The following is a 13,096-nucleotide window of genomic DNA, read 5'->3' as shown; positions in this document are numbered from 1 at the left end:
TTTATTACGTTAGTCTTTGTTTATTTTACTCAAATAAATTTAATTGAGGCAATAGTTGGGCTGCAGGTGTCAATGACGAAAAAGTAACCCCGACTAATCGGATAGGGAGCTGGCGCGGAATATCTAAGAATAATTTGTCTAACCAGTAATGAGCAGATTCAGCACTACTAAAAGCGGTAGTCAGCGTGTGCGTACGGGTAATCTGAGTAAAGTCGGCATACTTAACCTTGAGCGTTATAGTATGAGCGATGAGATTTTTTTTGTGCAGTTGCGCGAAGGCATCCGCATTTTGTTCATAGATTTGTACACGTAACGCCGTGTCATCGTTTAGGTTTTCTCTAAAAGTAGTCTCCGAACCAACAGACTTATGCAGGCGCTCAGACTTGACAGCGCGTTCATCGCGACCATGAGCGATATCATGATAAAACTGTCCTCGCTTACCAAACTCATTAATCAATACTTCGGCTGACATACGGCGTAGATCAGCACCGTTAGTCACGCCCATCGCATGTAATCGTCTTGCCGTTGCTTTACCTATCCCATGAAATCGTTCAATAGGCAGTGTACTAATAAAAGCATCAGCGTCTTCTGGTGTGATAATAGCGGTGCCGTTAGGCTTATTGATGTCAGAGGCAATCTTGGCCAACATTTTGTTGAAGGACACGCCAGCAGAAGCAGTCAATCCTGTATGTTGCAATATTTGTGTTCTTAACCAATTGGCCATCAATGTCGCTGAGCCTTTATGTACCGTGAGACCAGTGACATCAAGATAAGCCTCATCTAGCGATAATGGCTCAACATGAGGCGTTAAGCTGTACATGATATTGCGAATATCGCTGCTAACAGCTCGATATACTTCAAAACGTGGTCTGACAAATATGACTTCTGGACAACGTTTGCGAGCCTCATAACAAGACATAGCTGAGCGCACCCCAAACTGACGTACCTCATAGCTAGCTGCTGCTACAACACCGCGACCATTTGGATCTCCACCAACAACTAATGGCTTGCCCCGTAACTCTGGGAAGTCACGTTGTTCTACACTGGCATAAAACGCATCCATATCTATATGAATGATTTTACGTGGATTGGATGCTGTAAGAGTTTTCATTATTAATATTTTACATCACTCAATACTTTTATTTCAGTATCGATTATTAAACGGTAAAGGGGTTTTTCGAATATAGAACCATAAAAATATGGCAATATGCGAATAATTCATATATCAATAATTAAATATAGTGTAAAGTTAATAGTCAGATATATATGGCGTTAAAATACTAATAAATTAAATATAGTTAACATATGTTTACTAATAGATGTTCTGTATGGTACATACCTTAAGTTTTTCAGATTTTCCATACCGCCTGTCTGAATATTATCGCCTTCCATCATGAATATTATAGTTGTATGTTACAGTTCTAATGCTATCGTTTTACAATATATTAACCACGATAATCAATAGTTATGAAAGTAATAAATGGTCTTTTATAGGAATTGTATTTACCTGATAAGACATTGTTTATAGCTCATACCAAACTTATGAATTGAGTACTGGCAAATTAACTTTCTAAAAAAATAGTAATGAGAAAGTTCAAGATAATTAAGGAGCTGATGATGAGTCATGAATTAAAAGGGAGCGATTTGACACGAGCAATGCTAGCGCGGGGTGATGAAAATATATGGTGTGCGGTGTGTGATGAAAGCGATGAACAAGCGATGATGGATCAGTGTGGTAATGATTTTACCGCTTATATTGTGTCATTTAATGATGGATATTTTTATTGTAGTGCTGGCATGCCATGGAGTTATGCGGTACCGATTAAGATAAGCGCTGTCATGCCATTTGAAGTATCGATATAAACAAGCTAGGAATTTATTAAAACACAAATATAAATAATAAGCACAAAAAAACCTCCGATAAAGGAGGCTAATTTGTACTAAATAATGGTACCAGTGGTCGGACTCGAACCGACACGCTTTATAGGCAACGGATTTTGAATCCGTCATGTCTACCAATTCCATCACACTGGCATGTTAGGTGATAAAGTCTATTGTGCGAAACCTTATCGAATTGGGCTACAGTGTTCTCTGTATAGGCTGCGTATTATAGCAGCCTATTTTTTAGCGTCAAGAATTATTTATAATAATTGTGCTTTTAATCACATTAATCTTAACCGACAAAGGCGCGCTCAACCGCATAGTCCGCTTGCACGCCCATGCGTGGCGACACAGTGAGACCAAAACCATCTAAAATCTCAGAGACTTCCGCATTGAATGGCATGCTGCCACAGATCATGACACGGTCATCGTCTTTATTCATCGGTGGCAAACCAATATCTTCAAAAAGTTTGCCTGATTTCATTAAGTCGGTAACACGGCCTTGATTTCTAAATTCTTCGCGAGTAACCGTTGGATAGTAGATAAACTTCTCGCGGAACCATTCGCCAAAGATTTCATCGTTGGGTAGCTCATTTTCGAACATGTCACGATACGCCAAATCATCTGCATAACGAACGCCATGCACCAAGATGATTTTATCAAAGCGCTCATAAACCTCAGGGTCACGTGCCAAGGCCAAAAATGGCGCAAGCCCCGTACCAGTGGACAACATATAAAGGTGTTTACCGGGTAGTAGATCGTCTAAGACTAGCGTGCCGGTGGGCTTTTTGCTGACCAATAGCTCATCGCCGACTTTGATATGTTGTAGGCGTGAGGTCAAAGGGCCGTCTTGAACCTTGATAGAAAAGAACTCTAGATGGTCTTCATAGTTAGGGCTAGCAATCGAATAAGCGCGTAGCAGTGGTCTGCCATCGACAGCGAGACCAATCATCGCAAACTCGCCATTGCGAAAGCGTAAGCCATCGTCACGTGTGGTTTTGATGCTAAATAAGGCATCATTCCAATGATGAACCTCTGTAACCGTTTCGGTGCGAAGTTTTGACATAAAGTCCTCGTTAATAAGTCGCTATTTTTATCGTTAAGTGTAAATGAGTATGAAATTAGAATTTTCAATGATAGCTGTTGGACGCTAACCATATATAAGCGGGTAATTATTATTAAAATATTAAAATGACTATAAATGCTCATGCTTTGAAATATTTTTTAGCCAAAAACCAATAATATTGTGAATGTATGAAGCAAGTTACAAAGCATTTTTTTTACATTTATACAAGGAATCGTAGGCTAGTCATAAGGTTTTTGTCCTCATAAGCACTATAGGTATTGTATGAATGCAAGCCATTCTCAATAAATTTCACGCTCATAATACCAAACTTTAAAATAAAAATCTGTCTAGCAGCCACGATGTACCATGATAAAATGGAATATCGTTAGTGAGTAATTTTGTATGCTTGAGCCAATTGGCTCGATAAAGACCGTTTGTTATCAGTGGAGTGACCATATGTCTGGCGATAATGCCTTGTTGAATGACCAGCATCGAGCACCAATCATTGGCTACCATCGTGCGCCGCTCTCACAGAAGTTTGGTGCGCCAAGACAACCGAATTTGGTGGCGCTGACTAGTGTAATTGAGATGCTAGCGCCTTACGATACGCCAGCGGCATTCATTGGCTTAGACACTTTTAGCCATATTTGGATCAGCTGGCAGTTTCATCACAACTATTTATATAAAGACAATCAGAATCACAAAAACGAACAGAAACATCAAAACGACCAACTTGATATCACAGGTAGCGGTTTTCGACCACAAGTTCGACCGCCAAGGCTTGGTGGTAATCAAAAAATAGGCGTGTTTGCCAGTCGTAGTATGTATCGACCATCCGCTTTGGGATTGTCTGTGGTGAAACTTGAGCGTATTGAGGTGATACAAGGTCGGGTATTAATTATCATCAGCGGTGCTGATATGATAGATGGTACGCCCATTATCGATATCAAACCTTATGTGGCTTATAGTGATGCATTGAGTCATGCAAAAAGTGGTTTTGCGCAAACTGCGCCGCACTTGTTGGATGTGACGATTATCGAGCTGGCTTATGAGCAGTTTTTGCAAATTGTCGCCAATCAAAGTGCGCAAAATGCAGCGGTAGAAAATGCTCAAAATAAGCAATCATCAGTTAAAGCAGTCATTGATAAAACTCAAAAACAGTTAATGATGGCTGATCTAGACACTATCAAAGCCTTAATCGCCCAAGATCCACGTCCTGCCTATCGGCGCACCGAGTTAAATAAGCGTTTTACCATGCGCTATAAGTCTGTTGATGTCAGCTTTCAGCTGATAGAATCGGGACAGTTGCAAATAACGGCCGTTGTAGCAGTGACTCCTTAGCATGAAATTGGCGCACTGTATTTATGCTTTATCAAAGCCATGAAAGTGAAAGCTATAAACTGCTGATTTGTGAAATATTTATTGACCAATAAAAGAAGAAAAATATGTCTGCTCAAAAATATTCGATCGTGATTGATTTACGTTGGTGTCTTGATGAATTACTAGCAGATAGAGTAATTGATCAGCGCGGCTATAATCTGGTGATAACCAGTCGCCGTGACAAGGCGCAGCATCCGCTTCTGACGATTAGTGAGTTTGGGTTGCCTAATGGTCATGCGGATGATCATGCGCTTGATAGTCATGCTGAGAGTAAATTAACGATAGCATGGCTCAATCAATGGCTAGCGGCCAAAGCAGACATGCCACTTGTGCGTATTGATCCACTGAAAGTTGATGTGCCAGCCGTCACGCAGCTGATGTCGTTCGAATATGCGCGCTCGCAGCATATTTTACCGATTGAGGTCGCTGTAGACGAAGTGGTTATCGGAACGGATCAGCCTTTTTATACTGACTGGCACTCAAGTATTGAAAAGTTAATCAAATCAAAAAGCTATCGTACGGTCTATATCAATCCTGAGCAGATTAAACGCTATCGGCAAGAGTTCTATCAAGTCACCCAAGCGATTGCAGGCGCAAACAGTGTCCATAAACGTGCAGCTGCCGATGTGACCAATGTCGAAGCATTATTACAATTGGGTGACAATACCAACCCTGATGCCAATGACCAGCATATTGTCAGAGTCGTTGATTGGCTGTTGCAATATGCCTTTGAGCAACGAGCTAGTGATATCCATTTAGAGCCACGTCGTGAGACAGGTAAGGTTCGCTTCCGAATTGATGGTGTACTCCATACGGTGTATGAGATGCCATTGGCAATCATCGTCGCGGTGACCGCACGTATCAAAATTCTAGGACGGCTAAATGTTGCAGAAAAGCGTAAACCGCAAGATGGTCGTTTAAAGACGCGAACGCCAAAGGGGCTAGAGACAGAACTTCGTTTGTCGACTATGCCAACCGCTTTCGGTGAAAAGTTGGTCATGCGGGTATTCGATCCTGAAGTGCTGGTGCGTTCCTTCGCTCAGCTTGGTTTATCGGGTAAGCAGCTTGAAACGTGGCATGAGTTGACTGCTCATCCAAATGGGATTATTTTGGTCACCGGGCCTACAGGTTCAGGTAAGACCACGACCTTGTATAGTACTCTCAAGCAGCTAGCGACTGAACAAGTTAATGTCTGTACCATCGAAGATCCTATTGAGATGATTGAACCTGCATTTAACCAGATGCAAGTGAATCCAGGTGTCGATTTAAACTTTGCTGACGGCATTCGCTCTTTGATGCGTCAAGATCCTGATATTATTATGGTGGGGGAGATTCGTGATGCTGAAACAGCCAATATGGCAGTACAAGCCTCATTAACAGGGCATTTGGTGCTCTCGACACTACATACCAACGATGCGCCAAGTTCAATCACTCGCTTGCATGATTTGGGTATTCAGCCATTTTTGACATCAGCGACTATATTGGGCGTAATGGCACAGCGGTTGTTACGTACGCTATGCCCGCATTGCAAAAAAGCGGTAGACGTTGTGCCAGACAGTGAGATTGCCATTCAATGGCAGGAGTTGGTACAACCTTGGCGCGCACCTGCCCCAGCACAAATTTATATGGCTCAAGGCTGCGAGCATTGTCGACATACTGGTTATCAGGGACGAGTCGGCCTATACGAGATTATGCCATTGTCTAACGAATTAAAAAAACTGGTCGCAGCCGATACAAACTTAGATGTACTCAAACAACAAGCCTATCGTGAAGGTCTACAGCCATTGCGTTTATCAGGGGCAAAACGTATTAGTGAAGGCGTGACAACCATAGAAGAGGTGATGCGAGTCGTGCCTCTTAATTAACTATTGTATTTGAAGTCGTGTTTAGCGTTCCCAACGTACGTTTTGGCGAATAATTTTTGCTGGTGTGCCTGCTACCATACAGTTTGGTATAGTGACTGGTTTATTGACGAAGGCACCTGCTGCGATGATACATCCATCAGCGATAGAGACGTTTTTTGAAATAGTCACATTAGCCGCAATCCAAATATGATCTCCTAGAATGACATCAGAATGTGCTTTGTTCACTCGTACGTTAGTATCTATATCGTAGACCTTGTGCACATCGGTAGCGCGAATTTCAATACCACGCGATATCATGCAAGACTTACCAATGGTTACACTCTTGTCACGTGCCAAGATATAGCAATCAATGGCAGTGGTATGCTCACCAATATGAATGCGTAAATGATTACCAACGACTAATAATTGACCAGAGAATTTAACATGTTCTGCGATAGTGACTTGATTGTGATTACCATTAATGTCGATTTTTAATTTATTAAGTTTCCCATGACTACCAATGGTAATTCGATTGTTATCACCTTTACGAATGGTAATTGTGGAGTTGCCAATGATACGTACGTCGTTAGCTATTTCAATGTAATTACTATGGCCTTTATCTTGTAGTAAAAACCGTTGTCTATAGAGTTGCTTCGGTAACAATGTTTTGAATATATGCGGTAAAGTGATAGTTTTTTTATGATTCATATTATGGCACTTATGAGAGGTAATAAAGGTTTTAAAGCTTCGGTTTTTAAAAGACTGTTATGACGTATCGACTAAGCTCGTATCATCCATTTATTTAGAATAAATTCTATTTAGAGTATTTTTGATAGCTATTAATGTAGTGTACCGTTAAACGATACTTGAAAACAGATTCCTTCACAGCAACCAATGCAAATAAGATTTAAATTTTAATTCCCATACTTTTAATTAATAAGTTATAAAAACGAGATTATTTATGTTTACAGATACTCATTGTCACCTTAACCGTTTAGATTTGACGAAATACGATGGTAAATTATCTGGCGCGATTGACGCCATGAAAACTGCTAATGTTACCCGTGCGATGGCGATCATGTGTGATTTTGCAGAATATGATGAGATTGCCAATATTGTGAGCACCTATGGTGACGAGACATTAAATCTAGGGATGAGTGTAGGGATTCATCCTTGTGAAGATATTGATGTACTGAAATCAGCGACGGTTGAGCGTTTAGTAGAGACTGCTGATAAAGATCATGTATGGGCAATAGGCGAGACGGGGCTAGATTACTACTGGTCTACAGAAAATAAAAAAGAGCAGCAAGCCAGTCTTGCACGTCATATCCATGCCAGTCAGCAACTAAAAAAACCGCTGGTCATACACATGCGTGACGCAAAAGAAGATACGATCGATATCTTAAAAAGTGAAGGCGCTGAGCATGGTATTATTCATTGCTTTACTGAAGACTGGGAGACCGCAAAACGTGCTTTAGATTTAGGATTTTATATCTCCTTCTCAGGTATTGTCAGTTTTAAAAGTGCCCAAAATATCCAAGATGCTGCAAGGCACATGCCTAGAGACAGAATCTTGATTGAGACCGACAGTCCATATTTGGCGCCTGTGCCTAAGCGTGGTCGTCCCAATGAGCCTGCCTACGTACCCTACGTCGCGAGCTTTATCGCAGATATGTATGGTTGTGATAGTAACGAGGTCGGAGCATTAACCGCAAAAAACTTTGAAAATTTACTGGCACAGTATCGCTAAAATGGTTATGCTATGACCAGTCAGTCATTTATGTGATAGTCGTATAGCTCAATCCCCCTTAGTATCTGATTTACTAAATGTAACTATATGATTATCAATGACTATTTGTAAATATAAGCATATCCCTTTTATGGTATTTCAGCAGTTCTTGTATAGTTTTATACGCTCATTGCCAAATGTACGCACATAATTGATGGTCATATGCTTAATCTTGTCATGTTTTAGGAGAGATTATGAGTCGTCAGCACCAGTTCAAGGCACGAGAAGAGAACATCTTAGCGATGGCAGAACAATTGCTACTTGAGTCAGGCGATGGTGATATCACTTTAGACAGTTTGGCAGATCAGCTCGATTTGGCTAAAGGCACCCTGTACAAGCATTTCTCCAGTAAAGATGAGCTTTATCTGCGTATTATTATTCGTTACGAAGAGCAATTGTTTGAGATTAACCGTATTGATGACTGCCCCTCGGCAGGCGTTGCCCGTATGATTTTTCAGCAGTTATTCAACCCGCAAAAAGCCATGCTATTGAACCAAATCGAAGAGCGTCTGGCAGCATCAGTGACTGGGCTCAATCGTTTGTTTGGTGAGTTATATGATATCCGTCGCCAGCGTATGAAGCGTTTGATTGATATTATTAGCGCATACCTAAAAGATGAGCACAGTAATTTGAGTACTCGTGATTATCTATCGTCTATTTGGGCGATTGGTCAGGGCGGTGCAGGGCTCTTAAACTCAAGCTTTTACCAACGCTACTTAGGTCGCCGTGATACGCTGCGTTATGCCTTTGTTCAGCAAGTGCTAGAGTTGCCAAGCCATTATCCTGCTGATGATGAAGAGGTCATGGATGAAGATATGCAAGAGCTGGTAGAGCAAATCGATACTGAATCAGAAGAGCACCGTAATACCAACTATTAAATTAGTTATCGGTAAAGTATCTCTTAGCAAAGTAACTATTAATAAAGTAGCAAGTAATTTTTGGGTTATGAACCTTTTTCGGCTTTGATAAATCGTGTTGTAATGCTTACCATTGCAGCACGATTTGTATTATGAATTTATATATCTTCTAATATTCTTCAAACCCCCTTTCTCATTCTGCGACAATTAAAATTGGGCTTATAGGTGCAATATGCCGGTCAGTGTTAAGACGCAGTCCAGTTCAGCGGCTACTTGCTCTTTTACTCTAATTAGTCAAACGTCTCAGTCAAGCTGCTTAGATACAAGACCTACAGACCATTGTCGCAGCTGCGTCTCCATATCAAGTGATGCTTATCACTTATCATCATTCTCATCAATAAACAGTCGGCCACAGGCTGGTTTTACATTGGTGGAAATCGTGGTGGTAGTGGCTATCTTGTCTATATTTGCTGGCATAATGAGTTTGTCTGTCGGTAGCAGTGAATCCCGCAAAAACCGCGCTTTTTATGAGCATCTGACCGATTCATTGAGTTACGTTCGCCTATTGTCGGCTGAACGTATGCAGCCGATGGGTTTGCGTATGCAGGCAGATAAGCAGGGGCAGGTAGAGCCGGTCATCGTTACATTATCAAATCCATATGTCGCGTACCAGACAACAGAGATGATGTCAGATAGCGCCGACAGTCAGCCTAAGAATGCTATGGAGCTGTCGGCAGAGGTTGCTGGTCTATCAGGCTCTACTGATGAGCAAAAACCAACGCCAAGTTGGGAAGTCGAGTCGGATATCAATTTGCCTGAACTGCCCACTGGCGTGAGTATTAGAGTTCAAAGTTTGGATTCTAGCGGTTTACAGAGTACGGGACGAACCCAAACGTTACAGCCTTGGTTTAGCGATCAAAATGTACCGCAGGTATTGTGGTTTGGTACAGGACAAGCAACGCCCGTCACCATTGAAGTGCTTCACGATTCGCGTTTAGTGGGCGAGGTGATTACGATAATGCCAGATGGTAGCATGCGAATCGGACAGGGGTTATAGTGGCTAGATTATATAAACCTCCTATGACAAGCCAGCCTGTGTCACCAAGATCTATATCACTCAAGTGTGGACGCGAGAGCGGCTTTACCCTTATCGAAGTGATGGTTGCTTTGGCTATTTTGGCAGTGGTAGCAGTCGCGGCGAGCCGTGCCAGTAGTGCATATCTGAGCTCAGTTGATATATTGCGTACTCGTACGCTTGCTCACTTCGTCGCTCAAAATGCCGCCGCTGATTTGCGTATTCAAGAGACGTGGCTGACAGCCAACCGCACCCAAACCGTGAACGCTCAAGGGCGTGATTGGCAAATATCAATGACAGTCGGCGACGCCATCACACCTGCCCTAAAAGAAGTAAATATCGCAGTTGCGCCTATTATAGATGGACAGACACGCACATCGGTCACTGATATCACTGTGATGCTAAGTAATGCTGAGCAAGATACGGGCAGTTTGGATTTAAGTGGTCTAAGCACAACAGGTGATAGCGGGCAAGCAGAGGGCGGTCTGTGAGGCATCAGCGTGGTTTCACATTACTTGAGCTAATGGTTGCCATGGCAATATTTGCGATGCTAGCTGTTGCATGCTGGCAAGTATTTGATGGGGTCAACCGTGCTCGTGAGCGCGCGCAATTTCATGCTGACAATCTGGCTGTCTTGCAGTACGCCTATTTGCAATTACAGCAAGACATGGGTCAAATTATCCCTTATCAAGCGGCTACTACTCAAAGTGTCAGTGCGACGAATAACAGTCCAAGCGATAGTACTAACGCGAACACTAGCTCCCAATCAAGCGAGCAAATGAACAAAATTGCGCCTGAGCCCTTTATGAGCTTAGATGGCGAGCATATCAGCTTTGTACGCTTTGCCGATCCTGATCCAAGATATCAGAGTAGCAATAGCCTCCAACGTATCGAATATATTTTTGCGGATGAACGTTTGATACGTCGCCAATATACCAGTATGGAAGGCGGGCGTGATAGCGTCAGCTTGGACAGCGTATTGCTCGAAGGTGTCACAGCAGGGAGCTGGCAAGCCTATCTACCAGAGCTAAGTACCAGATTTCCGAGCGATGACATTAACAGTGGCAGTAGTGCAAGCGTAGCAGTAGTACAATCAGCGAATACAGCGAATTCCAAGCCAACAGCTGTTTTATTACCGAAAGGAGTCGCGGTTAGCTTTACATACCAAGACATGCCAATCACTTGGCAATGGGCACTTGCCCCGCAACCGATATCGCATAGCAATAGTCAAAGCATCGCCAATAATACAGAGGGTGGTAGCAATGATAATGCCAATAATGACAACAGCGGTAATGATGGTAGTGACAATAATAGCAGTGCGGATGATAGCAATGTAGGAACGAATAATTGAGAAGGTAGTAGTTAAAATGCATCAATTGCTCAACAACAAAGGCTATGTATGTCGATGACTGCGAACTCTCAACGCGGTGTTGCACTGCTGACTATCTTATTATTGGTAGTGAGTATTACTGTGGTTGCAGGATCAATGCTTGCTAGCCAAAAAATTGCGATTAGGCGTAGTGGTCTGTTATTCGATCAAAATCAGTTGCTGCAAGATATCGATGCAGGTCAACAGTTGGCTGTGACGATGATTCGCGCTGATAGCAACCTCAATGATACGGATAGTGCGCAAGATATCTGGGCGCAGCCTATACCACCTTATACATTGGCTAGTCACAGTGTCAGCATCGAGCTACGCGATGAGTCTGGTCGTTTTAACATTAATAACTTGTATCAAGATGGGACGGCCAATACCACTGCTTTAGCAGTATTCCAACGACTACTCACGCAACTAAATCTAGAGCCTGATATCGCTATTGCTATACTTGATTGGCAAGATGCAGACGGCGAGGTATATCAAGATGGCGGTGATGAAAGTACGGTATATGCGCAGCAGTCAAACGCTGTAGCAACAGATGCTCTGCCAAATCAGCCTTTTGTCAGTATCGATCAGCTACTAGAAGTGAAAGGGGTAAGCGCTGAGACATTAGCAGTATTACGGCCTTATCTTACCGCAGTGCCTTATTATGTGCCGATTAATATCAATACTGCCAGTCCTGTATTGTTAGCAGCACTAATTGAGGGTGCTAACAGCCAACAGATGCAATCACTGGTAGATATGCGCGCACAGCAGGCGCTGACGTCTATTGATACAGTATGGCAATTACCGATATTCGGCAGTCTAAATGATGAGCAACGAAAAGCACTAACACCAATGCTTGCCGTTGACAGCCAAGCATTTATGGCGCTTATCACAGCGATTGATAATGCAACTGTCGGACAGGCGAGAGAGCGTTTTGCCACTGTTTTGATTAGTAAAACTGTCGTTGATAATAATCAAGTAGTTAATAGTAGTGAGGCTGCTAATAATAATCAGGCGAGTAACAGTAGTGAGGCAAACGGTAAAATGCCCAAGGCAGTCAAAGTAGTGACACAGCGACTATGGGCATTTCGTCCGAGCTTTTAGCAGAGAGTATTGGGATCGACATTTAGTCTTTTAGGCGTGTTTCTTCGCTAGATTTCCAATTATAAGCCCCGTAAAAAAGCATCTGTGCTTGACGAGTACAGTTATGTAGCATCAGCTGTTTGTTCTCTTCGATTTCATTTAGATCAATCTCATCATCATGATCTTCCGTATAGGTCAGCTCTAGCCAATCAACAATCCAAGAGAAAAACATATTCACACCAGCTTCAGCCAATAGACGACGGTCATAAGCGTTGATATGGGTAAACGCTGGCTGCAACGCTAAGTCGTCGGCCAACCCTTGAGCATGTATCTTAATCAACTCATTGATGGCTTTGCGTACTGCTTCTGATCCACCATAACGCTCACTGACCAAGAACTGCCAGTAATAAGGCTGATCGCTGACCATATACAAGAATAGCTGAATACTTTTTGCGATTTGACGATCAAAGCTACGTTTGCGGCCAATCTGCAGGCTATCACTTAACGTGGCTAACGTACCGCCCAATTCCTCAATGACCAAAGCGCGCCCGAGTGACTCCATATCATCAAAATGGCGATAAAACGCCGTCGGCACAACGCCAACCTCGCGTGTTACTTGTCTGAGACTGATAGAGCTAAAAGATTGCCCTGTCATACATAAATCGAGCACAGCATTAAAAAAGGCGTGCCGAGTTTGAAGTTTTTTTTGTTCGCGACTGCTCATAATATTTCAAAATTGTCCGGTAGGTGTTTATCAT

Annotated in this window: 13 protein-coding genes and 1 tRNA gene; 9 read left to right on the top strand and 5 right to left on the bottom strand. The window is 42.5% G+C overall.

The window, feature by feature from the left end; translation table 11 throughout:
• Window positions 1-25 precede the first annotated feature (25 nt).
• Entirely contained in the window at window positions 26-1,111 is a 1,086-nt protein-coding gene (dinB, locus tag CXF62_RS14385) for a DNA polymerase IV (protein ID WP_102094917.1), read from the bottom strand.
• A 506-nt stretch (window positions 1,112-1,617) separates the two neighbouring features.
• Here dinB and CXF62_RS14380 point away from each other — a divergent pair.
• A complete protein-coding gene (locus tag CXF62_RS14380) occupies window positions 1,618-1,863 on the top strand; it encodes a hypothetical protein (protein ID WP_057759343.1) in 246 nt (81 codons plus the stop codon).
• Between the two features lie 85 nt (window positions 1,864-1,948).
• Here CXF62_RS14380 and CXF62_RS14375 read toward each other — a convergent pair.
• Both CXF62_RS14375 and CXF62_RS14370 read right to left on the bottom strand, forming a co-directional pair.
• A tRNA-Leu gene (locus CXF62_RS14375) sits at window positions 1,949-2,034 on the bottom strand.
• A 139-nt stretch (window positions 2,035-2,173) separates the two neighbouring features.
• A complete protein-coding gene (locus CXF62_RS14370; RefSeq protein ID WP_025650828.1) occupies window positions 2,174-2,947 on the bottom strand; it encodes a ferredoxin--NADP reductase in 774 nt (257 codons plus the stop codon).
• Between the two features lie 456 nt (window positions 2,948-3,403).
• On the opposite strand from CXF62_RS14370, the gene tsaA reads away from it, so the two are divergent.
• The gene (gene tsaA, locus CXF62_RS14365) at window positions 3,404-4,288 is read left to right on the top strand and encodes a tRNA (N6-threonylcarbamoyladenosine(37)-N6)-methyltransferase TrmO (RefSeq protein ID WP_102094916.1); all 885 of its coding nucleotides are present in this window, start codon (window positions 3,404-3,406) and stop codon (window positions 4,286-4,288) included.
• A 104-nt stretch (window positions 4,289-4,392) separates the two neighbouring features.
• On the top strand, window positions 4,393-6,192 hold the full coding sequence (locus CXF62_RS14360) for a type IV pilus assembly ATPase TfpB (protein WP_102094915.1): 1,800 nt from the start codon (window positions 4,393-4,395) through the stop codon (window positions 6,190-6,192).
• Between the two features lie 21 nt (window positions 6,193-6,213).
• Here CXF62_RS14360 and CXF62_RS14355 read toward each other — a convergent pair whose 3' ends face one another.
• Window positions 6,214-6,879, bottom strand: coding sequence for an acyltransferase (locus tag CXF62_RS14355; RefSeq protein WP_102094914.1), 666 nt, complete (start codon window positions 6,877-6,879; stop codon window positions 6,214-6,216).
• A gap of 253 nt (window positions 6,880-7,132) precedes the next feature.
• Here CXF62_RS14355 and CXF62_RS14350 point away from each other — a divergent pair, with 253 nt between their 5' ends.
• The 6 genes from CXF62_RS14350 to gspK all read left to right on the top strand — a co-directional run bounded on the left by CXF62_RS14350 (window position 7,133) and on the right by gspK (window position 12,359).
• Window positions 7,133-7,921, top strand: coding sequence for a TatD family hydrolase (locus tag CXF62_RS14350; protein ID WP_102094913.1), 789 nt, complete (start codon window positions 7,133-7,135; stop codon window positions 7,919-7,921).
• A gap of 233 nt (window positions 7,922-8,154) precedes the next feature.
• Entirely contained in the window at window positions 8,155-8,838 is a 684-nt protein-coding gene (locus CXF62_RS14345) for a TetR/AcrR family transcriptional regulator (RefSeq protein ID WP_057759351.1), read from the top strand.
• 409 nt (window positions 8,839-9,247) lie between these two features.
• Complete coding sequence (locus CXF62_RS14340; RefSeq protein WP_371546707.1) at window positions 9,248-9,874, top strand: prepilin-type cleavage/methylation domain-containing protein; 627 nt, start codon at window positions 9,248-9,250, stop codon at window positions 9,872-9,874.
• 23 nt (window positions 9,875-9,897) lie between these two features.
• Window positions 9,898-10,383: a type II secretion system minor pseudopilin GspI gene (gene gspI, locus CXF62_RS14335; RefSeq protein ID WP_102094945.1), complete on the top strand. Its 486-nt coding sequence runs from the start codon at window positions 9,898-9,900 to the stop codon at window positions 10,381-10,383.
• Complete coding sequence (gene gspJ / locus CXF62_RS14330) at window positions 10,380-11,243, top strand: type II secretion system minor pseudopilin GspJ (protein ID WP_102094911.1); 864 nt, start codon at window positions 10,380-10,382, stop codon at window positions 11,241-11,243. Before gspI ends, gspJ begins: the two co-directional genes overlap by 4 nt.
• 48 nt (window positions 11,244-11,291) lie before the next feature.
• Window positions 11,292-12,359, top strand: a complete 1,068-nt coding sequence (gene gspK / locus CXF62_RS14325) for a type II secretion system minor pseudopilin GspK (protein WP_228153259.1) — start codon at window positions 11,292-11,294, stop codon at window positions 12,357-12,359.
• Window positions 12,360-12,381: 22 nt separating this feature from the next.
• Here gspK and CXF62_RS14320 read toward each other — a convergent pair whose 3' ends face one another.
• Window positions 12,382-13,062 (bottom strand): TetR family transcriptional regulator, encoded by a 681-nt coding sequence (locus CXF62_RS14320; RefSeq protein ID WP_102094910.1) that lies wholly within the window; start codon window positions 13,060-13,062, stop codon window positions 12,382-12,384.
• Between the last annotated feature and the right edge of the window lie 34 nt (window positions 13,063-13,096).

It is taken from the genome of Psychrobacter sp. MES7-P7E, assembly GCF_002863645.1.
In the GTDB taxonomy this organism is placed as follows: domain Bacteria; phylum Pseudomonadota; class Gammaproteobacteria; order Pseudomonadales; family Moraxellaceae; genus Psychrobacter.
This window is presented reverse-complemented; position numbering and strand designations above follow the sequence as displayed.

Excerpts from the sequence above, each read along its gene's own strand:
- dinB (WP_102094917.1), bottom strand. The coding sequence starts at position 1,111 with ATGAAAACTCTTACAGCATCCAATCCACGTAAAATCATTCATATAGAT.
- CXF62_RS14380 (WP_057759343.1), top strand. The coding sequence starts at position 1,618 with ATGAGTCATGAATTAAAAGGGAGCGATTTGACACGAGCAATGCTAGCG.
- CXF62_RS14370 (WP_025650828.1), bottom strand. The coding sequence starts at position 2,947 with ATGTCAAAACTTCGCACCGAAACGGTTACAGAGGTTCATCATTGGAAT.
- tsaA (WP_102094916.1), top strand. The coding sequence starts at position 3,404 with ATGTCTGGCGATAATGCCTTGTTGAATGACCAGCATCGAGCACCAATC.
- CXF62_RS14360 (WP_102094915.1), top strand. The coding sequence starts at position 4,393 with ATGTCTGCTCAAAAATATTCGATCGTGATTGATTTACGTTGGTGTCTT.
- CXF62_RS14355 (WP_102094914.1), bottom strand. The coding sequence starts at position 6,879 with ATGAATCATAAAAAAACTATCACTTTACCGCATATATTCAAAACATTG.
- CXF62_RS14350 (WP_102094913.1), top strand. The coding sequence starts at position 7,133 with ATGTTTACAGATACTCATTGTCACCTTAACCGTTTAGATTTGACGAAA.
- CXF62_RS14345 (WP_057759351.1), top strand. The coding sequence starts at position 8,155 with ATGAGTCGTCAGCACCAGTTCAAGGCACGAGAAGAGAACATCTTAGCG.
- gspI (WP_102094945.1), top strand. The coding sequence starts at position 9,898 with ATGACAAGCCAGCCTGTGTCACCAAGATCTATATCACTCAAGTGTGGA.
- gspK (WP_228153259.1), top strand. The coding sequence starts at position 11,292 with ATGTCGATGACTGCGAACTCTCAACGCGGTGTTGCACTGCTGACTATC.
- CXF62_RS14320 (WP_102094910.1), bottom strand. The coding sequence starts at position 13,062 with ATGAGCAGTCGCGAACAAAAAAAACTTCAAACTCGGCACGCCTTTTTT.